At 41.3% G+C, this 25,691-nt stretch carries 22 protein-coding genes and 1 other RNA gene; 8 read left to right on the forward strand and 15 right to left on the reverse strand.

Features of this window, described 5'->3' with window-relative positions; translation table 11 throughout:
• The first annotated feature begins 20 nt into the window (after window positions 1-20).
• Both mutS and GFB47_RS08485 read left to right on the forward strand, forming a co-directional pair.
• Window positions 21-2,615 (forward strand): DNA mismatch repair protein MutS, encoded by a 2,595-nt coding sequence (gene mutS / locus GFB47_RS08480; RefSeq protein WP_153447590.1) that lies wholly within the window; start codon window positions 21-23, stop codon window positions 2,613-2,615.
• Window positions 2,616-2,987: 372 nt separating this feature from the next.
• Window positions 2,988-3,908, forward strand: a complete 921-nt coding sequence (locus GFB47_RS08485; RefSeq protein ID WP_153447591.1) for an IS5 family transposase — start codon at window positions 2,988-2,990, stop codon at window positions 3,906-3,908.
• Window positions 3,909-4,193: 285 nt separating this feature from the next.
• Here GFB47_RS08485 and rpoS read toward each other — a convergent pair whose 3' ends face one another.
• From rpoS to grpE, 11 genes are all read right to left on the reverse strand, one after another.
• Window positions 4,194-5,159: an RNA polymerase sigma factor RpoS gene (gene rpoS / locus GFB47_RS08490; RefSeq protein ID WP_153447592.1), complete on the reverse strand. Its 966-nt coding sequence runs from the start codon at window positions 5,157-5,159 to the stop codon at window positions 4,194-4,196.
• Between the two features lie 53 nt (window positions 5,160-5,212).
• Window positions 5,213-6,019, reverse strand: a complete 807-nt coding sequence (locus GFB47_RS08495) for a peptidoglycan DD-metalloendopeptidase family protein (protein ID WP_153447593.1) — start codon at window positions 6,017-6,019, stop codon at window positions 5,213-5,215.
• Between the two features lie 16 nt (window positions 6,020-6,035).
• On the reverse strand, window positions 6,036-6,662 hold the full coding sequence (locus GFB47_RS08500; protein WP_153447594.1) for a protein-L-isoaspartate(D-aspartate) O-methyltransferase: 627 nt from the start codon (window positions 6,660-6,662) through the stop codon (window positions 6,036-6,038).
• A 61-nt stretch (window positions 6,663-6,723) separates the two neighbouring features.
• Complete coding sequence (gene surE / locus GFB47_RS08505) at window positions 6,724-7,461, reverse strand: 5'/3'-nucleotidase SurE (protein WP_153447595.1); 738 nt, start codon at window positions 7,459-7,461, stop codon at window positions 6,724-6,726.
• Window positions 7,462-7,529: 68 nt separating this feature from the next.
• Window positions 7,530-8,579, reverse strand: coding sequence for a tRNA pseudouridine(13) synthase TruD (truD, locus tag GFB47_RS08510; RefSeq protein ID WP_153447596.1), 1,050 nt, complete (start codon window positions 8,577-8,579; stop codon window positions 7,530-7,532).
• Between the two features lie 30 nt (window positions 8,580-8,609).
• Window positions 8,610-9,095: a 2-C-methyl-D-erythritol 2,4-cyclodiphosphate synthase gene (gene ispF, locus GFB47_RS08515; protein ID WP_153447597.1), complete on the reverse strand. Its 486-nt coding sequence runs from the start codon at window positions 9,093-9,095 to the stop codon at window positions 8,610-8,612.
• 9 nt (window positions 9,096-9,104) lie between these two features.
• On the reverse strand, window positions 9,105-9,908 hold the full coding sequence (gene ispD, locus GFB47_RS08520; protein WP_153447598.1) for a 2-C-methyl-D-erythritol 4-phosphate cytidylyltransferase: 804 nt from the start codon (window positions 9,906-9,908) through the stop codon (window positions 9,105-9,107).
• Window positions 9,909-10,045: 137 nt separating this feature from the next.
• Window positions 10,046-10,357, reverse strand: a complete 312-nt coding sequence (gene ftsB, locus GFB47_RS08525; protein WP_153447599.1) for a cell division protein FtsB — start codon at window positions 10,355-10,357, stop codon at window positions 10,046-10,048.
• A gap of 191 nt (window positions 10,358-10,548) precedes the next feature.
• Complete coding sequence (dnaJ, locus tag GFB47_RS08530; protein WP_153447600.1) at window positions 10,549-11,685, reverse strand: molecular chaperone DnaJ; 1,137 nt, start codon at window positions 11,683-11,685, stop codon at window positions 10,549-10,551.
• Window positions 11,686-11,957: 272 nt separating this feature from the next.
• The gene (gene dnaK / locus GFB47_RS08535) at window positions 11,958-13,859 is read right to left on the reverse strand and encodes a molecular chaperone DnaK (RefSeq protein ID WP_153447601.1); all 1,902 of its coding nucleotides are present in this window, start codon (window positions 13,857-13,859) and stop codon (window positions 11,958-11,960) included.
• Window positions 13,860-14,141: 282 nt separating this feature from the next.
• Window positions 14,142-14,753: a nucleotide exchange factor GrpE gene (gene grpE, locus GFB47_RS08540; protein WP_153447602.1), complete on the reverse strand. Its 612-nt coding sequence runs from the start codon at window positions 14,751-14,753 to the stop codon at window positions 14,142-14,144.
• Window positions 14,754-14,907: 154 nt separating this feature from the next.
• Here grpE and nadK point away from each other — a divergent pair, with 154 nt between their 5' ends.
• Entirely contained in the window at window positions 14,908-15,792 is an 885-nt protein-coding gene (gene nadK / locus GFB47_RS08545; RefSeq protein WP_153447603.1) for an NAD(+) kinase, read from the forward strand.
• Between the two features lie 252 nt (window positions 15,793-16,044).
• Here nadK and recN read toward each other — a convergent pair whose 3' ends face one another.
• Window positions 16,045-17,709: a DNA repair protein RecN gene (recN, locus tag GFB47_RS08550; protein WP_153447604.1), complete on the reverse strand. Its 1,665-nt coding sequence runs from the start codon at window positions 17,707-17,709 to the stop codon at window positions 16,045-16,047.
• Window positions 17,710-18,053: 344 nt separating this feature from the next.
• Here recN and bamE point away from each other — a divergent pair, with 344 nt between their 5' ends.
• Complete coding sequence (bamE, locus tag GFB47_RS08555) at window positions 18,054-18,419, forward strand: outer membrane protein assembly factor BamE (RefSeq protein WP_153447605.1); 366 nt, start codon at window positions 18,054-18,056, stop codon at window positions 18,417-18,419.
• A gap of 109 nt (window positions 18,420-18,528) precedes the next feature.
• Here bamE and GFB47_RS08560 read toward each other — a convergent pair whose 3' ends face one another.
• Together GFB47_RS08560 and GFB47_RS08565 are read right to left on the reverse strand one after the other, a co-directional pair.
• Entirely contained in the window at window positions 18,529-18,843 is a 315-nt protein-coding gene (locus GFB47_RS08560) for an RnfH family protein (RefSeq protein ID WP_153447606.1), read from the reverse strand.
• An 88-nt stretch (window positions 18,844-18,931) separates the two neighbouring features.
• The gene (locus GFB47_RS08565; protein ID WP_153447607.1) at window positions 18,932-19,369 is read right to left on the reverse strand and encodes an SRPBCC family protein; all 438 of its coding nucleotides are present in this window, start codon (window positions 19,367-19,369) and stop codon (window positions 18,932-18,934) included.
• Between the two features lie 114 nt (window positions 19,370-19,483).
• Between GFB47_RS08565 and smpB the strand changes: the two genes are divergently transcribed.
• The 4 genes from smpB to GFB47_RS08585 all read left to right on the forward strand — a co-directional run bounded on the left by smpB (window position 19,484) and on the right by GFB47_RS08585 (window position 23,359).
• Window positions 19,484-19,963: an SsrA-binding protein SmpB gene (smpB, locus tag GFB47_RS08570; protein ID WP_153447608.1), complete on the forward strand. Its 480-nt coding sequence runs from the start codon at window positions 19,484-19,486 to the stop codon at window positions 19,961-19,963.
• A gap of 303 nt (window positions 19,964-20,266) precedes the next feature.
• Window positions 20,267-20,633, forward strand: a transfer-messenger RNA (tmRNA) gene (gene ssrA / locus GFB47_RS08575).
• 128 nt (window positions 20,634-20,761) lie between these two features.
• Entirely contained in the window at window positions 20,762-21,295 is a 534-nt protein-coding gene (locus tag GFB47_RS08580; protein ID WP_218619082.1) for a hypothetical protein, read from the forward strand.
• A gap of 24 nt (window positions 21,296-21,319) precedes the next feature.
• Window positions 21,320-23,359 (forward strand): DNA phosphorothioation-associated putative methyltransferase, encoded by a 2,040-nt coding sequence (locus GFB47_RS08585; protein ID WP_153447609.1) that lies wholly within the window; start codon window positions 21,320-21,322, stop codon window positions 23,357-23,359.
• On the opposite strand, the gene GFB47_RS08590 is transcribed toward GFB47_RS08585, so the two are convergent.
• Window positions 23,351-25,687 (reverse strand): DUF262 domain-containing HNH endonuclease family protein, encoded by a 2,337-nt coding sequence (locus GFB47_RS08590; RefSeq protein WP_153447610.1) that lies wholly within the window; start codon window positions 25,685-25,687, stop codon window positions 23,351-23,353. The genes GFB47_RS08585 and GFB47_RS08590 overlap by 9 nt on opposite strands.
• Between the last annotated feature and the right edge of the window lie 4 nt (window positions 25,688-25,691).

Genomic DNA, 25,691 nt, shown 5'->3' on the forward strand with positions numbered 1-25,691 from the left:
TATTGATTTATGGTACCTAAATGCCAAAAGAAGCCACTAAAAACAACGCCACAAAAGCATTACATACACCTATGATGCAGCAATATTTACGTTTAAAAGCGGAAAACCCTGACATCTTGCTGTTTTATCGTATGGGCGATTTTTATGAATTGTTTTACAGCGATGCTAAACGTGCTTCCCAGTTATTGGATATCTCACTCACCAAGCGTGGCGCTTCTGCTGGCGAGCCTATTCCAATGGCGGGCGTGCCTTATCATGCAGTCGAAGGTTATCTCGCCAAATTAGTCCAATTAGGTGAATCGGTCGCCATTTGTGAGCAAGTTGGCGATCCTGCCACCAGCAAAGGGCCGGTTGAGCGTAAAGTGGTGCGCATTGTGACTCCTGGCACTGTCACCGACGAAGCTTTATTGCCAGAGCGGATCGATAACTTAGTCGCGGCTATTTTCCAGCAAGACGATAAATTTGGTTACGCCACTTTAGATATGACTTCGGGCCGCTTCCAGTTATGCGAGCCACAAAGCTTTGAAGCAATGCAAGCTGAGTTACAAAGAACCTCACCGAAAGAATTATTGTATCCAGAAGATTTTGCCAGCCGTGAGTTATTGGAAAAAACCAAAGGTCAACGTCGCCGCCCGATCTGGGAATTTGAGCTCGATACTGCCAAGCAACAACTCAACTTGCAATTTGGCACACGCGACTTAGTGGGTTTTGGCGTAGAAAATGCCAAGCTCGGTTTATGCGCCGCCGGTTGCTTAATTCAATATGTAAAAGATACCCAGCGCACCGCCCTGCCGCATATTCGCTCGCTAACTTTAGACCGACAAGATGATTCAGTTATCTTAGACGCCGCCACTCGCCGTAATTTAGAGATCACCCAAAACCTTGCCGGTGGTAGCGATAACACATTAGCAGAAGTACTTGATCACACCGCCACTCCAATGGGCAGCCGGATGTTTAAGCGTTGGCTACATCAGCCGGTACGTAATAGCCGAGTATTGGATCAGCGTCTTGATGCCATCAGCGAATTAAAACAAAACACCTACTTTGCTGATTTGCATCCTGTATTAAAAGGCATTGGCGATATTGAACGTATTTTAGCCCGTTTGGCACTGCGCTCTGCTCGCCCAAGAGATCTGGCTCGCTTACGAAATGCCATGCAACAATTGCCGGAATTAGCCTCTCTTTCTGCCGATTTTAAGCATGACTATCTGCAAAAACTCACCGCTCTAACCCAGCCAATGGATTCAATTTGTGAATTACTGGAGCGAGCAATAAAAGAAAATCCGCCGGTAGTGATCCGTGATGGTGGCGTATTAGAACAAGGCTACAACGCCGAGTTAGATGAATTACGCAATTTGGCTGATGGTGCCAAAGATTACTTAGATAAAATGGAAGCAGATGAAAAAGAACGTCATGGCATTGAGAGCTTAAAAGTTGGTTACAACAATGTGCACGGATTCTTTATTCAAGTTAGCCGCGGTCAAAGCCATTTAGTGCCTCCGCATTATGTGCGCCGTCAAACCTTAAAAAATGCCGAACGCTACATTATTCCTGAGCTTAAAGAGCATGAAGATAAAGTGCTTAATTCGAAATCCAAAGCGCTGGCACTAGAGAAACGTTTATGGGAAGAGTTATTTGACTTATTGATACCCGATCTTGAAGCGTTGCAAAATCTCGCCTCGGCATTATCTCAATTTGATGTACTGCAAAACTTAGCCGAACGCGCCGACACCCTTAACTATTGTCGCCCAACGATGACTAAAACCGCTGGCTTGAGCATTACCGCCGGTCGTCACCCCGTGGTCGAACAGGTGCTAAGCGAACCTTTTATTGCCAACCCGATTGAATTAAATCCGCAGCGTCAAATGCTGATCATCACCGGTCCTAACATGGGGGGTAAATCGACTTATATGCGTCAAACGGCCTTAATTGCGTTATTGGCTCACATTGGCAGTTATGTTCCGGCCGAGTCCGCCACTATCGGCTCGATTGATCGGATCTTTACCCGTATTGGCGCGCAAGATGATCTTGCCTCTGGCCGCTCTACCTTTATGGTCGAAATGACCGAAACTGCCAATATTTTGCATAATGCGACTAAAAATAGTTTGGTACTAATGGATGAAATTGGCCGCGGGACCAGCACTTACGATGGTTTGTCATTAGCTTGGGCCAGTGCGCAATGGTTGGCGAGCAAGATTGGCGCGCTGACCTTATTTGCCACCCATTATTTTGAATTAACCGAGCTGCCAAACCAAATTGATAATCTGGCTAATGTTCACCTTGATGCCATCGAGCACGGTGACACCATCGCCTTTATGCATGCGGTACAAGAAGGCGCGGCCAGTAAATCGTATGGTTTAGCGGTCGCCAGTTTGGCCGGTGTTCCCAAACAAGTGATCACCCAAGCCAAAAACAAACTTAAGCAACTTGAATCACTTGGTCAGCAAAAAGCGGTGCAAAATAATACGGGCGTAAAACCGGTACGAGTTGAGCAACAGTTGAGTTTGATCCCCGATCCAAGTGAAGTGGAGCAAGCATTGAGCCAAATTAATCCCGATGATATGAGCCCAAGAGAAGCATTAGAGGCATTGTATCGCTTAAAAACGCTGCTATGAGTTCAGGGCTATGTAGTGGTACGGTGATTTTACTCTAAGCCTTACTGACGACTAAAGTAACGGCACTTTCTAGCTAACCTTATTATCTCGAGTATCGACATAAACATTCGCCACTCGAGATAATTAACTCAAACCAGCCAATGAATCATCTTATTGATATTGAACTGCTCAATATTAACCAAGTTTTATTAACCCTTAAAAACATCAAGAAAGAGTACTCCCTCCCTTTTTTTCATCTCTATTCATAATAATTACCCTTAGATCACAGTATTAATAATTACTTGTTTTTTAGGGCTTTGTTGCGTAATTCGATGAAACTAAATGTGAAACTGACGATCAGATCGTTTACTCCCCACTAAACCATCGATATTCATGCCAAAACCTCGTTATAAGACCAAAAACTGGAAGTTATATAATCAATCACTGATTAAACGTGGTTCACTGACTTTCTGGATTGATGAAGAAGCTATCCAAGAATGGAAAGAAGCTAAACAAGGGCTACGTGGTAGACCTCGTATTTTCAGTGATTTAGCAATAACAACAGCGCTTATGGTAAAACGTATATTTTCAATGCCCTTAAGAGCATTGCAGGGATTTATTGATTCTGTATTTCAACTTGCTAATGTCCCGCTCACTTGCCCTCATTATTCTTGTATTAGTCGTAGGGCTAAAGAGGTTGAAGTCTCATTCAAAACGAAAGCTCGTGGCACGATACAACACTTAGCCATTGATTCTACTGGCCTCAAGGTTTACGGCGAGGGTGAATGGAAAGTCAGGAAACATGGAACTGATGGGAAGCGCCGGATCTGGCGTAAGTTACATATAGGTGTTGATGTCGTTACTCATGAAATTATTGCGGCAGAACTCACTTTCTCGAATGTCAGTGACGGAGACGTTCTACCTAATTTACTAAAGCAAACACGTCGAAAGATCTTAAAAGTATCAGGCGATAGTGCTTACGATACTCGACAATGCTATGAAGCCATTCGTATCAAAAAAGCCACCCCACTTGTGCCTCCAAGACTTGGTGCAGTCTTTTGGGAAAAGGGACATCCACGAAATTTATCCGTCGGGTTTCAACAGTTTTATGGTTCTAATAAGCAGTGGAAAACACGGTTTGGGTATCATAAAAGGTCAATTTCAGAAACGGCAATGCATCGAGTGAAAAAGCTATTGGGCGGAACACTCAGCTTAAGAAATTATAATGCCCAAGTTGGGGAAGCTTACGCAATGATCAAAGCTTTAAATAAACTAACAGGGCTAGGTATGCCTAAAACTTACCGAATTGATTGAAATAATACCATTCTAGTGTTGTCACCTCTAAATTTGAATTACGCAACAAAGCCCCTAATAAAGGCTGGTTCTTCTTATTCCGCTTATTTGGCCCAACCAAAGCATACTTCGATCTTAGCTGGAAACCGGATGATCTGATTGAAGTTAAATAGCTTGATAGCCTAAAAATAGAAAAGGGAAGCCACGCTGGCTTCCCTTTTATTTTTCTGTACTGTATTTTTCTATTCTATTCTTAGCTTTTCTTGGCTTAGCTTAGATTGGGTTAATGAGTCATTAGCGTTTCGTTTAATCATTTTCAACGTTAAACAATGACTCCATATTCAAGCCTTGTTTCATTAAGATCTCTCTTAAGCGACGTAAGCCTTCAACTTGGATTTGACGCACACGTTCACGAGTTAGATTAATTTCACGACCAACTTCTTCTAAAGTGGAGGGCTCATAGCCTAAAAGTCCAAAGCGGCGCGCTAATACTTCTTTTTGTTTTGGGTTGAGTTCATCTAACCAATTGATTAATGAATTTCGAATATCATCATCTTGAGTAGACACTTCCGGATCTGAATTATGGATATCAGGGATAATATCTAGCAGGGCTTTTTCACCATCGCCACCAATTGGGGTATCGACAGAGCTGATACGCTCATTCAAGCGCAGCATTTTTGACACATCACCCACTGGCTTATCCAACGTTTCTGCAATTTCTTCTGCGGTTGGTTCATGATCGAGTTTTTGCGCCAGTTCACGCGCAGTACGCAAGTAGATATTCAACTCTTTAACCACATGAATTGGCAACCGAATGGTACGGGTTTGATTCATTAACGCCCGTTCGATGGTTTGTCTGATCCACCAGGTCGCATAAGTCGAGAAGCGAAAACCTCTTTCTGGGTCAAATTTTTCGACCGCGCGGATAAGGCCAAGGTTTCCCTCTTCGATTAAATCGAGTAACGCTAAACCACGGCTATTATAACGACGAGAAATCTTAACCACTAAACGCAGATTACTTTCAATCATACGTTTACGAGCTGCGGCATCACCACGTAAAGCTCGGCGTGCATAAAGCACTTCTTCTTCTGCGGTCAGTAGAGGAGAAAAGCCGATTTCACCTAAGTAAAGTTGAGTGGCATCAAGGTTTTTGGCCGAGACTTCATACTCGCCTTTTTTCTCTTCCTTGCGAGTTTTGGCTTCTACTGCTTTAACATCAAATTTTCTATTATCGATGTCGTTGGTTTTAACTGCTGCATTGCTGATACTCATAAGCGCCTCCCCTGGCGAATTAAGTTAGCAAGACATAACAACTTAATATGTCCTTATGGTAAGTAGTTATTTGGATTAACCGGCTTACCTTTGTATCTAATTTCAAAATGTAACCGAACACTATTGGTACCGGTACTGCCCATTGTTGCAATTTTCTGGCCAGTTTTTACACTTTGTCCTTCTGTTATTAGCAAGCTATCATTGTGAGCATAAGCGCTGAGATAGTCTTCATTATGTTTAATAATAATGAGATTCCCATAGCCTCGAAGTGCGTTACCCGCATATACCACCACCCCTGATGCGGTAGCGGATACATCTTGACCTCGTTGCCCAGCAATATCGAGTCCTTTGTTACCTTGGTCACCTAAAGCAAACTTAGATATTACTCGTCCTCTGGTTGGCCACACCCATTTATCTATTTTTTCATTTGGTTGTGTCGTTGCAGTGACATTTTGATTAACACTTTGTTTACTTGTGTTACCAACATACTCTTCTGATTTCGATTGTTCAACAGCTGTCGATGATTGTTTTTGCACCACTTTAGTCTTAGATGAAGCCTTATTTTGACTCCCCCCTGCGCCGGTTCCATCAAATGATGGTGGAACATAAGCTGTGCGCCATAGGTTTAGCTTCTGACCTGGGCGGATAGTGTAAGGGGGTTTTAGGTGGTTAAAGCGGATGATTTCATTAAAATCTTTGTCTGCCATATAGGCTATGGTAAACACACTGTCGCCTTTTTTCACTTGATAGTAGCTACCCTTAAAGCTGCCGCGTCCGTCTTTTGTACCATTTAGCGCACAACCTGATAATAATGACAATAAAGCCAAAATAGTGGCGCTCCATTTCATCCAGTGCAACATCGAATTTCTGTTCAATTTAGGCTAAGTCCCCAGATATTAAAGGGACAAATCTTACCGCTTCTACCAAAGTAGATAGGCACTCACCTTGTCGCTTTTGTATTTTGATTAAATTTTGCTGTTGGTCACCGATTGGGATGATTAAACGCCCCCCTTCGGCTAATTGGTCAAATAAAGCAGGTGGTAGGTGTGCCGCTGCTGCGGTAACAATAATCGCATCATAAGGACCTTTTGCCGCCCAACCTTGCCAGCCGTCACCATGTTTGGTCGATACATTGTAAACATCCAATTGCTTTAATAAGCGTTTAGCATTCCACTGCAAAGACTTGATCCGCTCCACTGAATAAACGTGATCCACTAATTTGGATAAAATAGCCGTTTGATAACCAGATCCGGTGCCAATTTCTAATACTCGGCTATGCGGTTTAAGTTCCAACAATTGCGTCATTTTTGCCACAATATAGGGCTGAGAGATAGTCTGCCCTGCACCAATAGGAAGCGCATTATTGTCATAAGCTTGATGACGCATCGCTTGAGGCAAAAAATACTCTCTTGGCAGAGTTTGCATCACCTCTAAAATTTGAGGGTTATTGATGCCGTTATCCATTAAAAAATCAGCTAATTGATGGGCTTTAATATTCTTCATTATTGCCTGTGTATTGTCTTTATTAAAATGAAAATCCGTAAGGTAAAAGATAACCGCGTTATTACTTCAACCAATCCTGCATACCCGCAATGGCTTTATGTGCAGTTAAATCAACTCGTAATGGCGTGATTGATACTTCGCCTTTTTCAATCGTATAGAAATCGGTGCCTTCACCGTTATCGGCTTCTTTACCTGGAGGCCCTAACCAATAAACTTCTTGCCCTCTCGGATCGAGTTGCTTGATCATATCTTCGGCGTGATGACGAGCACCCAGTCGAGTTACGCTTGTTCCGGCCAGTTGTTCTAACGCTAGGTCAGGCACATTGACATTGATCAGTTGTTGCCTAGGAATAGGGTGTTTCACATGTTGCAATACCAAATCTTTTGCAATTTGGGCTGCGCTCTCAAAATGGGTATGACCGACCAGTGAAATCGCAATCGCTTGTATACCTAAGAAGTGCCCTTCCATCGCCGCGGCGACAGTGCCGGAATACAGCACATCATCACCAAGATTGGCACCATGATTGATGCCGGAAACCAACAAATCTGGCAATTCGTCTTTCATTAATTCATTTAATGCAAAATGCACACAATCAGTTGGCGTACCTTGTACGCTGTAGACATTCGGGCGAATTTGATTGACTCGTAACGGGTTTTCAAGAGTTAATGAATTTGAGGCTCCAGAGCGGTTTCTATCTGGCGCCACTATGATCACTTCAGCAATATCCGACAACGCTTGCGCCAATGTATTGATACCTTGCGCATGCACGCCATCATCATTACTCAGTAATATTTTCATTTATCATCCCTTATTCTTATGTTTTATCACTTAGAAAATCCGCCTTCCAATCGCACATTATCTATGCTTTATTCGTAAGTACGTTCAAACGCAATTTCGTTAATCAACTCACGTAGAATTGAGGTGGCAAAGCAGCCTGCCGGTAAACTAAATGATAACGTGACGCTATCGTCATCGTGGGTCCATGTTAGATTTTGTGCAAATAAGGCGACGGGACGACGATCATGACGCATGCGATTGCCACAAATAAGCGCCATTAAATCTTGTTCGGCATCTAAGAATGGTCGCTCTAATGCTTCGGCATCGTCTTGGGTTGGCAAAGCATTATCGCCCGCCAATGGCGCGGTCAATTGTACTGTTTCATTATCCAATTGGGCTTGCAATTCAGCCATGTTGTTTTGATCGACTAATTGATGATTCCCTTGACTATTCATCACAATATCACCATTGAGCAATTGTGAAAAACACTGACTCTCAATTCGATGTGACACCACTTGGTTAAAGATCCAAGAACGGGCTGTAGAAAGGTATAGGCTACGTTTATTTTGATTACGAGTGCGGACATTGTCACGCCCCCAACGACGTGCTTCTTCTAAGTTATTACCTTCTCGACCAAAACGCTGCGCGCCGTAATAGTTAGGCACACCATTCAATTTCACTTTCTCTAAACGCTGGCAAACATCGTTAATGTCGGATACTTGCGCTAAACGGATCACAAACTGATTACCAATCAGATCGCCGGGGCGTAATTTTTTATTATGATAAGCAGTCGCCAGAATTTTGACACTTGGGTGATCGGCTTCAAATTGGGTAATATCAAAACCCTCAGCCTTAGCACCTTGTACGCTCAACCATTGCTCGGTCACTGCATGACGATCTTTTAGTCCCGCCCAACCAACGTTGCTCGATGGTACGCCACAGGCCTTGGCCAGTTCATTCACGACATAACTGGTGTTTTCACCTTGCTTACGAATCCTGACCATTAAGTGATTACCGTGGCCGGAAAAATCAAAACCTAAATCTTCTCGTACTTGGAAGTCACTGGCTTGAGCTTTCACTTTCGCTTGGGCTATCGGGGTGCTCAGTTGATACGCTAATGAGGCTAGAATGTCTGTCATGGTCTTCTTATTTTAAAATGAGGTGATAAATTAGTTAGAATTCACTGATTGAATTAACGCAACCGCTTCGCAAGCAATGCCTTCTTTACGACCGGTGAAACCGAGCTTTTCTGTGGTGGTCGCTTTCACATTGATGTTATCGATACTGGTTTCGAGATCTTGCGCTATCGCCGCCCGCATTGATTCAATATACGGCAGCATTTTTGGTGCTTGAGCGATAATGGTGACATCGGCGTTACCAATTACATAGCCTTTTTCTTTCACCAAGCGGTACACTTCACGCAATAAATCGCGGCTATTCGCGTCTTTCCATTGCTCATCGGTGTCGGGAAAATGTTTACCAATATCGCCAGCAGCAATTGCACCAAGCAACGCATCGGTTAAAGCGTGTAATGCCACATCGCCATCAGAATGCGCGATCAAGCCTTGCTCATAAGGAACCGCGACACCACCAATAATAACTGGCCCTTGACCACCAAATTTATGTACATCAAAACCGTGTCCAATACGAATCATCGAAACCTCTTATTTACTGTTGCTTGATTTAATCTGTTTATGCAAGAAGAATTCCGCTAATGCCAAATCTTCAGGTTGTGTCACTTTGATATTATCCGCACGTCCAGTCACCAATAACGGTGATAGGCCACAAGCCTCGATCGCAGAAGCTTCATCGGTGATCGCAAGGCCTTTGCTTAACCCTGTAGAGAGTGCATTTTTGAGTGACTCTAATGGAAACATTTGCGGCGTTAATGCGTGCCATAGCTGGCTGCGATCGACAGTGTGAGCAATCGTCACTTGCGCCATGCCTTGCTGAGTCGTGGTTAGCTGACTAGTGGCTTGTTGAGTCATAGCTTGTTTCATAGTATCGCGAACTGGTGAAGCTAAGATCCCACCGCATAATGGGGTTGAACTGCCAAGACATGCGTCAATCAACTTAGTGATATCAAGATGAGTAACACAAGGGCGCGCCGCATCGTGCACCAGCGCCCATGCGTATTGCGAGCCGTGATGCTCACTTAAATATTCCAAGCCTGATAATACTGAATCAACACGCTCTTGGCCGCCATTAACCCGAACCACATCACTTCGATTTGATAACGATAACTCAGGGAAATATTCATCCCCCTCACTCACCGCAATGACCACTAAATCAATGTTTGGGTGCGACAATAAGCGCTCAACCGTATGCTCGAGTAATGTTTTACCATGCAATAGTAAATACTGCTTAGGCTGATTGGCTTGCATACGCTTGCCAACCCCTGCCGCCGGAACCACGACTGCAAAAGTCGGTATCGTTTTTTGATGAGCACCAGATGAAGAGTGAGTCATAGTTAAGAGATAACCTAGATGATTAAAAGGTGATAACGGGGACGCATCACAACTTCCCCCTTAAATCTAAATGACAGGATAATAAGCACATTACGCAATACAAAGCATTCGACTGCCGAGTAAAGTATGAAAGAGGATCAGCCCGCATCTGAATTAAAAGTCGAGCCATCATCGGTATCATCACCGGTGATACGGTAAAATGTTTCGCCTTTTTTGATCAAGCCCAATTCGTGCCTGGCACGTTCTTCAATTGCATCAAGCCCTTGACGTAAATCGTCAATCTCAGCAAACATCAAATCGTTACGTTTTTTTAAACTGGTATTTACTTGCTCTTGCACCGCAATATCAGAATGCACGGCGTTATAATCCACTAAGCCATTTTTACCAAAAAACAAATCATACTGAAGCAAACCTAATAAGGCGATTAGCACTAAAGTAAATATGCGCATTACTTACTCACAAAAAATTTCAGATCTGGCGCTAATCATACCTTATTCATCTCATTAAGGCATTAGTACGCTGCAATCCTCACGACAACAAACTATCAGTCAGGCTGAAACAATGCTTAAAATAGCAAAAAGCCTACGCTAAGGTAGGCTTTGGTTTATTCAATCAATAACTCATGTGGTGATCAAAGAGATTAGCCTTTCAAATCATCAAAGAATTTTTTAACCCCATCAAAGAAGCCTTCTGATTTAGGCTTATGCTTTTGACTGGCTTCACCACCAAATGAATCTTCTAATTCACGCAGTAATTCTTTTTGACGAGAGCTTAATTTAACCGGAGTTTCGACGACTAACTTACAGATCAAATCGCCTACCGCGCCACCTCGAACTGACTTCACGCCTTTACCGCGCATACGGAACATACGTCCGGTTTGCATTTCGGCTGGCACTTTCAATTTAAAGCGACCATTTAAGGTTGGTACTTCCACTTCGCCGCCTAATGCCGCTAAAGTAAAGCTAACGGGCACTTCACAATGTAAGTTACTGCCGTCGCGCTCAAAAATATGGTGCTGACGTAAATGCACTTCAACGTATAAATCACCCGCTGGTGCGCCACGTTCTCCGGCTTCGCCTTCTCCAGTTAAACGAATACGGTCGCCAGTATCAACACCGGCTGGGATTTTAACATTAAGCGTTTTGTTCTTTTGCTTGCGACCTTCACCATGACAAGAGTTACAAGGATCTTTAATGATCTTGCCTTTACCATGACAGGTTGGACAGGTTTGTTGCACCGCAAAGAAACCTTGGCGCATTTGTACTTGGCCGTGACCATGACAAGTGCCACAGGTTTGTGAACTTGAACCGGCTTTCGCACCGCTACCATCACACACATCACATTCTGCTAGGGTCGGAATATTAATTTCTTTTTCACAACCACGAACCGCGTCTTCTAAAGACATTTCCATGTTGTAGCGCAGATCTGAGCCACGTTGCGCGCGTTGACCACCGCCACGACGACCGCCGCCTCCACCGCCAAAGATATCGCCGAACACATCGCCAAACATATCTTCAAAACCACCACCGCCGCCGCCACCGCCCATGCCACCTTGTTCAAAGGCAGCATGACCGTATTGGTCGTACGCTTGTTTTTTCTGTGCATCGGTTAAAATCTCATACGCTTCTTTCACTTCTTTAAACTTTTCAGCTGCATCCGCTTCCTGATTACGGTCAGGGTGGAATTTCATCGCCAGACGTTTGTACGCCTTTTTGATATCACGTTCGGATGCATCACGGCTGACGCCTAATACTTCATAAAGATCACGTTTTGACATGCTTGATTCACCAATTTTATTCTTTAAAGCCAATGCTGCTAATGACCACTGACCATGTATTAACTTATGTATGTATCTATCTGGATAAAAGCCATTATACCAATCGACACTTTTATCAAGAGAGACAATTTTAGATCCACAGTTTCAATTTTAATACGGTTATTTTTATCGAAAAGTGCGGGCGAGAGAGAAACCTCTAACGCCCGCAGCTTATTCTGATATGAGTGAGCGATGAAGATCGCTCACTTTCAGACTCGACTTAATCCAATGGATTATTTTTTGTCTTCGTCTTTTACTTCTTCAAACTCAGCATCCACTACGTCGTCTTCAGGTTGAGCTTGCTCACCTTCTGCGCCTTGAGTTTGTTGTTGAGCCATTTCCATTAGTTTTTGCGCAGCCGCTGCTAACGCTTGAACTTTTTCATCGATAGCCGCTTTGTCGTCACCAGACTTAACACGCTCTAGCTCGCCAATCGCTTTTTCGATGTTGGTTTTGTCTTCTTCTGGAAGCTTGTCGCCAGCTTCTTCCATTTGCTTACGAGTACCGTGGATCATTTGATCCGCTTGGTTACGCGTCGTCACTAACTCTTCGAATTTTTTATCTTCTTCTTTGTTAGCTTCAGCTTCTTGAACCATTTTTTCGATTTCTTCGTCGCTTAGGCCACCAGAAGCTTGGATAGTGATTTTTTGCTCTTTACCGGTCGCTTTATCTTTAGCCGACACGTTCAAGATACCATCCGCATCCAAGTCGAATGTTACTTCGATTTGAGGCATGCCGCGTGGTGCTGCATTGATGCCTTCTAGGTTAAATTGACCTAGAGATTTGTTGTAAGTCGCTTGCTTACGCTCACCTTGTAATACGTGAATCGTTACCGCGCTTTGGTTGTCTTCTGCCGTTGAGAATACTTGATTCGCTTTAGTAGGAATCGTAGTGTTTTTCTCAATCAGTTTTGTCATTACGCCGCCCATCGTTTCGATACCGAAAGATAGAGGAGTAACGTCTAGTAGAAGAACGTCTTTTACGTCACCAGCAAGAACACCACCTTGAACAGCTGCGCCTACGGCAACGGCTTCATCAGGGTTAACGTCTTTACGTGGTTCTTTACCAAAGAATTCAGTTACTTTAGCTTGAACCATTGGCATACGTGTTTGACCACCAACCAAGATAACATCTGTGATATCGCCAACGCTTAGGTCTGCATCTGCTAGAGCAACTTTAAGCGGCTCAAGAGAACGTTGAACTAGGTCTTCAACTAGAGATTCTAGTTTGGCACGTGTCACTTTAACGTTCATGTGCTTAGGACCCGTCGCATCTGCAGTAACGTATGGAAGGTTTACGTCAGTTTGTTGAGCTGAAGAAAGTTCGATCTTCGCTTTTTCTGCTGCTTCTTTCACACGTTGCATTGCAAGAGGATCTTTTGTCAGATCGATGCCTTGCTCGTTTTTGAATTCTGATACTAAGTAGTTAATTAGACGTGTATCGAAATCTTCGCCACCTAGGTGAGTGTCACCATTGGTAGAAAGTACTTCGAAAGTTTTCTCGCCTTCAACTTCATCAATTTCGATGATAGAGATATCAAATGTACCACCACCAAGGTCGTAAACTGCGATAGTGCGGTCGCCGCCTTTTTTATCAAGACCGTAAGCAAGTGCTGCAGCTGTTGGTTCGTTGATAATACGTTTAACTTCTAGACCTGCGATACGGCCAGCATCTTTGGTTGCTTGACGTTGTGCATCGTTGAAGTAAGCAGGAACAGTGATTACTGCTGCAGTTACTTCTTCACCAAGGAAATCCTCAGCCGTCTTTTTCATTTTCTTCAAGATTTCAGCCGATACTTGAGGAGCAGCCATTTGTTGGCCTTTCGCTTCTACCCATGCATCACCGTTATCTGCTTTTACAATTTTGTAAGGCATGATTTCGATATCACGTTGAACTTCTTCGTCTTCAAAACGACGACCGATCAAACGTTTGATAGCAAACAATGTATTTTCTGGGTTAGTGACTGCTTGGCGTTTTGCAGGTTGACCTACTAAGATTTCGCCGTCGGTGTAAGCCACTACCGATGCTGTTGTGCGTTCGCCTTCAGCATTTTCAATTACACGTGGTTTGTCGCCGTCTAATACCGCAACACATGAGTTAGTTGTACCTAAATCAATACCAATGATTCTACCCATTAGAACATTCTCCAAACAATTCAGTTAATCAGTTATGCTGTACCCAGCTTTTTCATACAAAAGAGATGGGGGCTCAGATTTGGATTTCAACCCTATCTGTAAATTAGTTTGATGCCTTTATTTAAACAAACATCTTGGCATGTATATATTCAAGTCACTTAAAGATGCCCTTTGCAGTGAATATAGATAAGGGCTGCAAAATTCATTTCAAGGGACGAGATAAAAAAATGTCGAGAATTTTACATTCTCGACATTAAAAAGCTTAAATGGATCGGCTTAAAGTTATTTCGCCACCATCACCATCGCAGGACGGATCACACGACCATTTAATTGATAGCCTTTTTGCAAGACGATCATCACGGTATTTGATTCGTGATCTGGGCTTTCTTGCATGCCAATCGCCTGATGCAGTTCAGGGTTAAACGCTTCACCTTCAGGATTAATAACGTCTAGACCAAATTTTGATACGGTATCAACAAATGATTTATGTGTCATTTCAACCCCTTCAAGGATTGCTTTAACCGCTTCATCTTCAGGATTTGCCGCTTGTACTGCGCGCTCTAGGTTGTCGATCACAGGTAGCAGCTCTTCAGCAAATTTGTTCAGGGCATATTTACGCGCTTTATCAATTTCCTGCTCGCTACGACGACGCATGTTTTCAACTTCTGCTTTGGCGCGAAGCACTGAATCTTGTTGTTCTTTAACTTGAACTTGGCTTGCCACTAAGGCCGCTTCTAGTTCTGCCACTAGTGATCCTTCTGTTTCAACGTTATCCCAATCGATATCGCCTTCACCGCCAATCGTTTCCATTTCTTCATTATCAAGCAATTCTTCTGCTTGTACTTCTTCCGCTTTCAACTCTTCTTCGTGTGGCGTATTTTGTTTATCAGTCATGACATCTCCAAGAAATTAATCAGCACTATGCGTTTGAGCAAACTTTAATACCCAAAAACACTCGCATAGTCGTTCCACTTGCCTTTATTATGGGGACGAAGATTTTTGATTCAAGCGCAAAATACGAATCCTTAACGAAAGAGCAGAAGATATTATGCAAAAGCCGTTTAACGTGATCGCCATTATTGGTAAGCCCCGCAACCATAAAGCGGTACAGACACATAAAGAATTGTATTTTTGGTTAGTCGAACAAGGCTATCAAGTTTTAGTTGATGATCGCTTGATCGACATATTAGATGACCTGCCAAAAGAAGGCTTTACCAGCTTATTAAAGATTGGAGAACTGGCCGATTTAGCTATTGTGGTTGGCGGTGATGGCAACATGTTGGGCGCGGCGCGAATTCTCTCTCGCTTTGATATTTCTGTGATTGGCGTAAACCGTGGCAGCTTAGGATTTTTAACCGATCTCAACCCTGAAGATTTTCGTAACTGTTTGTTAAAAGTCTTACAAGGACACTATTTAGTTGAAGACCGTTTCTTGCTTGAATCTGAAGTGCATCGTCACGGACACGTAAAAAGCCATAACTCAGCCTTAAATGAAGTGGTGCTGCATCCTGGCAAAGTGGCACACATGATTGAGTTTGAAGTCTATATTGATGACAGATTTGCTTTTTCTCAACGCGCTGATGGGCTGATTGTTTCAACCCCAACCGGCTCAACCGCTTATTCCTTGTCGGGCGGTGGCCCTATTTTATCGCCAAGTTTAAATGCGATCTCGTTGGTGCCGATGTTCCCCCATACTCTTTCAAGCCGCCCACTCGTGGTGGATGGCGACCGCACAATTAAATTATTAGTCTCGCCAGATAATCGCGGCACCCAAGAAGTGAGTTGTGATGGTCAAATTTCTCTACCTGTATCGCCTGGCGATGAGATCCAAATATTTAAAAGCCCAAGTAGCTTAAAACTGATCCACCCTGAAGATTACAGCTATTATCATGTATTGCGTAAAAAACTCGGTTGGTCGAGCAAGCTATTTTAACTCACGCGTTCAAACTGTTTTAACTCACGGGTTTAAGAGACGAAGACGCCTAGCTCGAAATGCTTGGTGCGAAAATGCTTGGCGCGAAAACTCTAAACAGATAAAAAACAATTGGGCATCTTGTAGCTTGAAAATCACCGGTAGCAAGCAAGATGCCACAATTTATTTTACGCTTTAAATCACCAACTCAATAGCAACTCACCAGCAATTCAATTGTATTTCCTTAGCTAGGTTCTCGACATAAGCTGCCAGCTAAGCCGCCACCAATAATTCTTTGGCGTTAGCTCGGGTTGAATCAGTGATCTGACTACCACCCAGTAAACGCGCCAGTTCATCGACTCTCTGGCTATTATCTAAAAAGTGCATGCGGGTTTCAGTTTTGCCAGCTTTGGCTTGTTTTGATACAAACAGCTGCTGATGCCCTGAACCTGCCACTTGCGGTAAGTGAGTCACACACAGAACTTGGGTTGATTCGCCTAATTGGCGCAACATTTTTCCGACCACACTGGCGGTTGGCCCACTGATCCCAACATCCACTTCATCAAAAATTAAGCTTGGGGTTTGCACTTTTTGCGCCGTGATCACTTGGATTGCCAGCGATATACGTGATAACTCACCACCGGATGCCACTTTAGCGATCGCTTGCAACGGCTGCCCTGGATTGGCGGAGACTAAAAAGTTAATACTGTCGATGCCCAGTGGCGCCGCATGTTTGGCTTCGCTATTAATATCAATGCAGAACTGGGCTTTTTCCATACTTAATTCATGCATGCTTTGAGTGATCAGCTTATTGAGTTCTTTGGCATAACGTTTGCGACTCTTGCTCAATTTTTCCGCCGCTTGCAGAAAGGCTTGATACTTTTCTTCTACTTCATGTTCGAGTTGTTCGAATTTTTCATCGGAACAATCTAACGCTTCGATTTGCGCTTTAATATTTTGATGGTGTTGATACAACTCATCGGCAGACACATTATGTTTGCGCGCGGTACTCATCACTTTACTAAACCGCTGTTCGACTTCAGCAATACGAGCCGGATCAACATCGATACCATCGGCATAAGAGCGTAATTCTAAATGGGTTTCTTCTAATTGAATCATGGCGTCCGATAGCATACTTGGCAGGTGAGCCAATTTAGGATCCAGCGTCACTAACTCTGCCAGTGCATGGCTTACCGAATTAAGCAAAGCTAACGCATTAACATCATCGCCGTCATAAAGCTCATTCAGTGCTTGCTGGCAAGTTAAAGCTATTTCGCCACTACTGGATAACAGCTTATGCTCTTGCTCAAGTTCAGTGAATTCACCTTCATTTAATGCCAGTTCATCGAGCTCTTTTACTTGATATTCAAGCAACTGCTTTTGCGCTAGATTATCTTGGCTATTAGTGCGTAAGGTTTTCAATTGATTTTGCTTTTGACGCCAATCTGAATACCTTTTTTTACTGGTTTCAATTAGGCGTTGATGCCCAGCATATTGATCAAGCAAAGTCAGTTGGTATTCTTGCTTCATTAATTGGTGATGCGCATGTTGCCCATGAATATTCACTAAGGTTTGCCCCAGTGATTTCAATTGCGACAATGGCACCGGATTACCGTTAATAAAAGCACGCGAACGCCCTTCTTTGGTGATAATACGGCGAATAATGCACTCACCACCATCCAGCAATTCGTTATCTTCTAACCAGCGAGTTGCGTTAATGTTGTTATCCAACACAAACGAAGCACTAACGTCAGTTTTCTCTTCACCAGGACGTACCATATTGCTATCGGCTCGCCCACCTAAACAAAGTCCGAGCGCATCAATTGCAATCGATTTACCCGCCCCCGTTTCACCGGTAATGGTTGTCATTCCTTTGAAAAGCTCTAGCTGCAAAGACTTAACAATCGCAAAATTATTAACACTTAAATGAGAGAGCATAAAACCACCTTAAAAAGATCCAAAAAATCACTGTATGTCCAAACAGTATATACTGGCTTTTTATACAGTAAAGTTTTTTATGCAACTTTTTTAACCGATTCGAGCGATGGTTTCAATTTGTTGTCTCAGCTTAAGGTTTGGATTTAGGCTGGTCCGTTTCTGCCTAAAACGCATGATAGGCGTCAATCAACTTTTCATTTTTCGGGCTTTTTATTGTTTTTCTGCAACCAAACTCTAAAAATGTGGTCTTATTTTCATCTTTCGAACAAGAGTGCTTTTACTTATGGGCTGCGCTTGTTTATCATCAGGGCAGTTATTTACCCTCAAACACAAAGAAAGCCACTATGCATTTTAAAAAGTGGATAATGATTATCCCTTTAGTTTCTACCCTTTTACTCTCTGGCTGTAGCGTTCTAGAACGTTTCGTCTATCGAATTGATATCGCCCAAGGTAACTACGTTGAACAACCGGATGTTGATAAACTTCGTATTGGCATGACCAAAGAACAAGTTCGTTTTGTTATGGGTTCACCTATGCTTATTCAAAATGGTTACCCTGATACTTGGTATTACATTTATAACTTTACTCATGGTCACGATGACACAGTACAAAAAGACTTTCAGGTAACGTTCGATGAAATGTCACAAACGCTCACCAAGGCGTCTGGAGATTTCAAGCTTAGCCCTGATTTCAATACGCCTCTTCAATAACAGCGCTGCCATAAGCAGAGGTTGGTTATTTCGATAAAAAAATCCCCACTCGCATTTTTGCGGTGGGGATTTTTATATTGAGTAAAGCGATCAGCCACTCTATGAAGAGTTAATTCGACTTGGTTTTTGCTTGCGCCGCTCGTTTACGACGAATTTCTTTCGGATCGGCAAGTAATGGGCGATAAATCTCAATCCTGTCTTTATCTCGAACGGTGGCATCGAGTTTTATATTGCGACTAAACACACCAACTTTATTCACATTTAAATCGATCTCGGGATACGCGACCAACACTCCCGATTGCTCGATGATCTCTTGCACCGTCATATCACTTGCAATAGCCAGTTGAAAAACCTGTTGCTCGTGCGACAAAGCGTACACCACCTCGACATGGATCAATTCATCATTTGTATTTTGTTCTGTCATATTTTTACTCTTCTTACGTATAACCGATCTTGCACATAACCGATCTTACACCTAACGAATAGTGAGACCTATTTCTTACTCAGGCAAATTATGGATTGGTATACACTTGTTTTGCTCTTTGGGTAAACGAATTCACCATATTATTAGTCAAATCTTTAAATACTTTACCAAATGCCATCTCGATTAACTTACTGGTAAATTCAAAATCCAATTGAAACTCAATCTTACAAGCAAATTCATCCAGCGGAATAAAATTCCAACGCCCAGTTAAACTCTTAAATGGACCATCCACCAACTGCAATTCAATCACACGGCCAGGGATCATTACATTGGCAGTGGTAAAAGTTTTTTTGATCCCCGCTTTGGCCACATCTACCGAGGCAATTAATGCAGTATCGCTAGATTCTATCAGTTTCGATCCTGAACAACCGGGAAGAAACTCAGGATAACTTTCTACATCATTGACCAAAAAGAACATTTGTTCAGCACTAAACGAAACCAAAGCTGAACGATTAACGTGAGGCATAATACTTCCTAATATGACGCAGTGAGCAGATTTATAAAAATAAACATAAATATTAACAGGAAAGCGCACAAAATGGTTCGCCAAAATTAATGCAATCCGTATAATGTCGGGATTATGGCAAAGAAAAAATCCAAAGTCGGTAGCAATACTATCGCTCTCAACAAGCAAGCCCGACACGAATATTTCATCGATGATGAGATTGAAGTAGGCATGGAGCTGCAAGGTTGGGAAGTTAAATCTTTACGTCAGGGTAAAGCCAATATCGCAGAAAGCTATGTCTTCCTTCGCGATGGCGAGGCATTTCTGAGTGGCGCGTCAATCGTACCATTAAATCAAGCTTCTACCCATATTGTCGCTAACCCAACTCGCGTTCGTAAGCTATTGCTTAATCGTCGTGAATTAGACAACCTATTTGGTCGTGTAAATCGTGAAGGCATGACTCTCATTGCCCTATCGCTTTACTGGTCACAATCTTGGGTCAAAATGAAGATCGGTGTTGCTAAGGGTAAGAAATTACACGATAAGCGCGACGATCAGAAAAACCAAGATTGGCAACGCGATAAAGCTCGCATAATGAAGAGCAGCTTACGCTAGGTTTATGCGTTACCATTAAGTTTATGGATTACCGCTAAGTTTATGGATTACCGCTAAGTTTATGGATTACCGCTAAGTTTATGGATTACCGCTAAGTTTATGGATTACCGCTAAGTTTACGCATTACCGCTAAGTGGCGCAATATTAGCCACTTAGTCACCACGCTTTACTAACTAAACCACAAGTCACTAGACTCGAAAACGTTTTATGTTAGTATGCGCATTAAGTATTAAGAAACACCGCGTGAATAACGCACGTTTGACATTTTGATGAGTAGTTCAAAATACATCAAACAGAAAACTTGGGGCTGATTTAGGATTCGACGGGAATTTTGAAGTCTTAGGTGCATGTCGTGGGGCGGTTTGCCACGTAAAAAGCCGCAAAAAAATAGTCGCAAACGACGAAAACTACGCACTAGCAGCTTAATAACCTGCTGAGAGCCTTTCTGCCCTAGCTTCCGTTTGTAAGACGGGGAACAACAGAGAGTCAAACCCAAACGAACTCGTGTGGCGTCTCCAGCCTGAGAGACAAAGCATTAAAAATAATTCAGGATAGCCATCAGCTAGCGTGTCGGTTCGCAGGTCGGTGGTGAAATTAAAGATCGACTAAACATGTAGTACCAACGATGAATCGTTTTCGGACGCGGGTTCAAATCCCGCCAGCTCCACCAATTCAACAAAAAAGGCTATCTTCGGATAGCCTTTTTTTGTATGCGTTCATCTACTCTACTTCGACTTTCATTGTGAGGTATGTTCAATTAAGATAAATCCTCATTAAACTAATTTATAGGCATTAATTATGTTTGAGCGACTAATTAATTGGCACGAAACAAAACATGAAAATTTCAAGGGCCAAAATCGACCTATTGATGATGAATCAAGCCTAGCTCTTCAACAACTAAGTTATCAGCTATTAAAACCAATTGAAGAGTCTTTTGGTGAAATTGACATAACTTACGGCTTTACTTCATTTGAATTGTTAAAATATATTAAAAAATACAGTCCTGGAGATATGGCACCAGAACTAGACCAACATGCCGCTTTTGAATTAAATAGTCGAGGAACTAGGATATGTAAGCGTGATGGGGCAGCTTGCGATATTTATGTTGAAGGTTATAAGGAAAAAATGCACCTTATCGCACAATATGTCATTACCGAATTACCATTTGATAGGCTTTATTATTATGGTAAAGATCGCCCTATTCACATAACCTTTGGACCAGATCATTCACGTTACCTGCATGTCAAAGAACGCGACAGGTATGGTAAGCGGAATTTAGGTAAAGGTGCGAAAGGTGATAAAGCGATAGAGTTATTAAATATTTCAATTTGATTATTCAATAAATTAAGGGATCGTATGGATGCGCAACTATTTGCAAATTTAGTGAAAGAAATATCATCAGGGAAGCAACTGCCCGATGCATTATATCTTCATAAAGATGCTTTTTCCGTTTTGCCTAAAACCTTAAAAGGCTTCATACCTGCCGTTGCACAAGCACTTAACATAGATGATAATGATTGGAATTTAGTTAAACTATTTAAAAAAGAATTCCGACTTTCATTATTACATTACCCTGATTTCTATACTGATTCTTACCCTCCCCTCAAACAAAGTTTGAATGTTGATCTGGCGAAGCTAACTCATAAAATTACTTTATATTCTGATTCAGAAAACCCTCCGATTTTACATCGTAAAGAAGCTATGATTTTAGCCGATAACCCGCATTACGATACTTTCTGCGAAATTACTAAAGAAGGTGAGAATGCAGGTTTATATGAAAATTCACGTCTCATTGGCTTTAAACGCTCATGGGAAAATATAATTACACGTCATGGCTACGAATTAGTTGATGGGAGATTATTCAGAAGTTCAGCAGTCATTCAACCAGAAGATATCGGTATTGACAGACATAAAACGGCATTAGTGAGACATGAACTCTCCGCCCCAATGAAAACATTAGCAAAATATGGTTATCTCGAAGGCTCATATTCTATTTTTGATTATGGTTGCGGTCGAGGCGATGATTTACGAGAATTAGAAGCTCACGGACTTGATGCTTTAGGTTGGGATCCAAAGTTTCAGCCTGATAATGAAAAAATCAACTCTGACATCATTAATTTAGGCTTTGTGCTTAACGTTATCGAAGACCAAGACGAAAGATTAGATGCATTACTGGGGGCATGGGAATTGACTGATAGGATACTTGTAGTTTCCGTGATGCTTGCTAACGAAAATTACATATCACAATTTAAGTCGTATAAAGATGGTGTGATTACATCTAGAAATACCTTTCAAAAGTATTATGCACAATCAGAAATAAAAGCCTATATAGAAAGATGTCTACAAGAAAATGTCATAGCAATAGCACCTGGTATATTTTATATATTTAAAGATAAACAATTAGAACAACACTTGTTACAAAATCGCCATAAACGCGCCTATAAATGGCAGTATCTTACAGCACCAGAACCGGTAAACGAAGATCAAGCTCGTATTCTATTTGCGAAGCACCAGCAACTTTTTGAATCGTTTTGGCTTACTTGCTTAACACTAGGCCGCTGCCCTGCTAACAACGAATTTGCACAAACTGAAAAAATAAAAGAGGTTGTTGGCTCTAATAAAAAAGCACTGCAACTTGTTTTAAAGTGGTTTGAAGAAGACGAACTAAAAACTGCTGAAACCATGCGAAAAGAAGATTTACTCCTTTACTTTGCACTTGCCATGTTTGAAAAGCGTAAACCTTACACGCAACAGCCAGAAGACTTAAAACGTGATATAAAGGCATTTTTCGATACATACAAAATAGCGCAGCACCAAGCCACTGAGCTACTTTTTCAAATTGCTGACAGTGCTCTGATTGAATCATTGTGCATTGAAGCCGAAAAACTACTACCCGCAGGTAAAATCGACTTTGAAAACGGGCAACCTCACGCGCTAACTCTCCATAAAGACTTTATCACCTTATTGCCACTTGTACTTCGCGTATATATTGGAGCAGCCTTACAAATGTATGGTGAGCTTGATGATATTCAGCTTATTAAAATTCACATACATTCAGGTAAGGTAACACTGCTTGGTTACGAAGGGTTTTATGACTCCCCTCTACCGCAGCTCAAGGAGCGTGTTAAAATAAAAATGGCAGATCAAGATGTAGACTTTTTTGATTACATTATTGAGGAAAAACGCCCACTACTTCTCAATAAAATTGATTATATAGATGATACGTTTGACGACTACAAAAAACAAAAGGCGTTTAATAAACGCCTTTTGAAAGATTTAATAAAAGTAGGTGGGCTGAATATATCTAAGCTTCAACTTGAAGCTCTTTTGCATGAAAAAAATGTAAAAATCAATAAATATAAACTAATTAGATTACAAGCTAGTCAATTACTTTAGCCAATGAATTACATTGTCCCAAACTAAACCATAAATATTCTCAGATCTTTTGTTTACAAAGTCGTTAGTCCAATCATCAGCTTGAGAGGCAGCTTCCACATGTGACATATATTTTGAACCTATCGCAATAGATTCTGTAGAAAACGATAGCTCTATAGACTTAGCTTTCGCTAAATCTATTAGTTCATTCCTTTTCTCCTCAGTTTTACAGCACAGAAGTGTCAAAATTAATTTCTTCTCTTCCCATGTTCTTTTCCCTAGAGAGCTATTTATATACTGAGGAAGTAAGAGTAGATTACCAATAACATGCTCACTACTAATCTCGGATAAGCAATCAGCCCAACCTTTCGGCTTTGACTGAGGATATATATGCTCTATTGTTTTAAAATATTCCCATTTTTCTGAGTTAAAATTAGGGGCTGAACCTGAAACGCCCTTTTCAACAAGTCCACTATATTTACTCGAACATACAACATCATCACTCGCAATAAGAAGCATAAAACGTGTTAAAGCTTTATTGTTTTTAAACGTTTGAATGTTTTTTGCTCTAGAAATATAAGTATCTCGGCAAATAGGTCCTTTAAATTTATCATTGAGCTTGAGATATAAAGCTTGTTGTAAGTCTTTTACACTTGGTAAATCAATAGTACCTTTATTCATCGAAAAACATATCGGTTTACATATCAAAGTGCCATCATGGGTATGACCATTTTTCATTAAGTCTCTATAAGCATTATCAATACCATCTGTACCGTGCCTTGTAGATCTCCATAAAACAAAAAACGCAGTTACAGCCTGAACAACACTGACAAATTTATTAAAGTCTTCCTCAGTCTGATTTGAGGAATTATATTCAGAAAAATATCTTACAAAAATCCCTAAAGTGATACTGTGGTTAGCATCTCGCAACATCGCTAAACATAGCTCTAACTCTTTACTTTCAAACCCATTGAAACACTTTAAATTAGGAGAATCTTGTTTTTTTTCTGGCCAACATTGTTTTAAAAAAATAGATGTTTCATACATACTTTTTACAAAATCATGTTTGCTCATAACACTATCTAAACTATCAAAAGCTTTGTTTAGAAATCGTCGTTGATCTGACAGATGCTTAGATAAGGAATCACCTTCTAAAGCTAACCTAAATGGTTTCAGCAGTCTGGTTGTTGCATTCTGTTTGTCTTCTGCTTTTTTATATTTATCTAAAGTTTCATCAATATAATTAATATAAGTTCTTTCTTGCGAATTTTCATAAGCTTTAACTCCAACTAGGTCGATAACTTTGGGCTTAAATGTTTCAAATGCAGTTAATGGCTCACCTGTAGTATTTAAAGCCTCAAACATATCAAAAGCATAAGTTTCGTTGGTGGCAACCACGCTTGTAACAGCAACTCTATCTAGAAAAAAATTAACTAAAATAAATAAACGAATGATCTTATGAAACTTACTTCTCTCACCCTCAGAAATATCTTCAATTGATGCTAGTAAATTTTTTGGTATTATTTTATCTAAAAGACGAATTTGTATTTCATCATTAGAAAGAATGTCATCTATTGGGGGAAAACGATAAGTGTCATCGCCTCCTTTATTTATTATCAAATCTATTTTTTTACTTAGTGATTTAACATTATCAATAACTCTTTCATGTTTAGGTAAATTCTCATCTGAAATGTTTTTTGATAACTCATAGGTAAAAACTCCTTTCGGTTTGAACTGTTGTTCTGAATGGATATAAGTTAGAAAATCAAATAAATAACTGGCAATTGGAGAATCATATTGTGCTGTTTCAGAATCTGTTGACCATTGATCTGCATAAGATCTAGTTACTTTAGGGTAATAACGGAATTTTTCATCACTAGAGAAGCGATCAATTTCCAAAACTTGTCTTAAACGATTTAAGACTGGATTTACAGTATTTTGTATCCAAGAATTAAGTTCCTTAGATACTGAACTTATTTCATACTGCAATTCAACAAGCTTTTGATAATAACATGTAGCAAGCAAAGAAAGGGTTGTAAGTCTTTGCTGGCCGTCAATAACAGACATAACTTCTGATGGTAACTCACCATGTATATATGGTTTTATAGTTTTATGGTCTGTATCCAAAATCGAAATTATAGTGCCTATAAAAGTAATAGCATCTTCATGCTCATACAAAGAACATACACCACCACAAATATCTTCAAATAATCTAGCTATGTTGTTTTCATCCCATGAGTATTCTCTCTGATATGCTGGTATATAAAATCCAACTGTTCCTTTTGATAAAAATAATTCGAATACACTTTTTGGATCAGCTGTAAAAACTTTATCTAACTGGCTGGCCATATTC

It is taken from the genome of Vibrio algicola, assembly GCF_009601765.2.
In the GTDB taxonomy this organism is placed as follows: domain Bacteria; phylum Pseudomonadota; class Gammaproteobacteria; order Enterobacterales; family Vibrionaceae; genus Vibrio; species Vibrio algicola.

Bases quoted from the DNA above. Each gene is read 5' to 3' on its own strand.
- mutS (WP_153447590.1), top strand. From the start codon at position 21: ATGCCAAAAGAAGCCACTAAAAACAACGCCACAAAAGCATTACATACA.
- GFB47_RS08485 (WP_153447591.1), top strand. From the start codon at position 2,988: ATGCCAAAACCTCGTTATAAGACCAAAAACTGGAAGTTATATAATCAA.
- rpoS (WP_153447592.1), bottom strand. From the start codon at position 5,159: ATGAGTATCAGCAATGCAGCAGTTAAAACCAACGACATCGATAATAGA.
- GFB47_RS08495 (WP_153447593.1), bottom strand. From the start codon at position 6,019: ATGTTGCACTGGATGAAATGGAGCGCCACTATTTTGGCTTTATTGTCA.
- GFB47_RS08500 (WP_153447594.1), bottom strand. From the start codon at position 6,662: ATGAAGAATATTAAAGCCCATCAATTAGCTGATTTTTTAATGGATAAC.
- surE (WP_153447595.1), bottom strand. From the start codon at position 7,461: ATGAAAATATTACTGAGTAATGATGATGGCGTGCATGCGCAAGGTATC.
- truD (WP_153447596.1), bottom strand. From the start codon at position 8,579: ATGACAGACATTCTAGCCTCATTAGCGTATCAACTGAGCACCCCGATA.
- ispF (WP_153447597.1), bottom strand. From the start codon at position 9,095: ATGATTCGTATTGGACACGGTTTTGATGTACATAAATTTGGTGGTCAA.
- ispD (WP_153447598.1), bottom strand. From the start codon at position 9,908: ATGACTCACTCTTCATCTGGTGCTCATCAAAAAACGATACCGACTTTT.
- ftsB (WP_153447599.1), bottom strand. From the start codon at position 10,357: ATGCGCATATTTACTTTAGTGCTAATCGCCTTATTAGGTTTGCTTCAG.
- dnaJ (WP_153447600.1), bottom strand. From the start codon at position 11,685: ATGTCAAAACGTGATCTTTATGAAGTATTAGGCGTCAGCCGTGATGCA.
- dnaK (WP_153447601.1), bottom strand. From the start codon at position 13,859: ATGGGTAGAATCATTGGTATTGATTTAGGTACAACTAACTCATGTGTT.
- grpE (WP_153447602.1), bottom strand. From the start codon at position 14,753: ATGACTGATAAACAAAATACGCCACACGAAGAAGAGTTGAAAGCGGAA.
- nadK (WP_153447603.1), top strand. From the start codon at position 14,908: ATGCAAAAGCCGTTTAACGTGATCGCCATTATTGGTAAGCCCCGCAAC.
- recN (WP_153447604.1), bottom strand. From the start codon at position 17,709: ATGCTCTCTCATTTAAGTGTTAATAATTTTGCGATTGTTAAGTCTTTG.
- bamE (WP_153447605.1), top strand. From the start codon at position 18,054: ATGCATTTTAAAAAGTGGATAATGATTATCCCTTTAGTTTCTACCCTT.
- GFB47_RS08560 (WP_153447606.1), bottom strand. From the start codon at position 18,843: ATGACAGAACAAAATACAAATGATGAATTGATCCATGTCGAGGTGGTG.
- GFB47_RS08565 (WP_153447607.1), bottom strand. From the start codon at position 19,369: ATGCCTCACGTTAATCGTTCAGCTTTGGTTTCGTTTAGTGCTGAACAA.
- smpB (WP_153447608.1), top strand. From the start codon at position 19,484: ATGGCAAAGAAAAAATCCAAAGTCGGTAGCAATACTATCGCTCTCAAC.
- GFB47_RS08580 (WP_218619082.1), top strand. From the start codon at position 20,762: ATGTTTGAGCGACTAATTAATTGGCACGAAACAAAACATGAAAATTTC.
- GFB47_RS08585 (WP_153447609.1), top strand. From the start codon at position 21,320: ATGGATGCGCAACTATTTGCAAATTTAGTGAAAGAAATATCATCAGGG.
- GFB47_RS08590 (WP_153447610.1), bottom strand. From the start codon at position 25,687: ATGGCCAGCCAGTTAGATAAAGTTTTTACAGCTGATCCAAAAAGTGTA.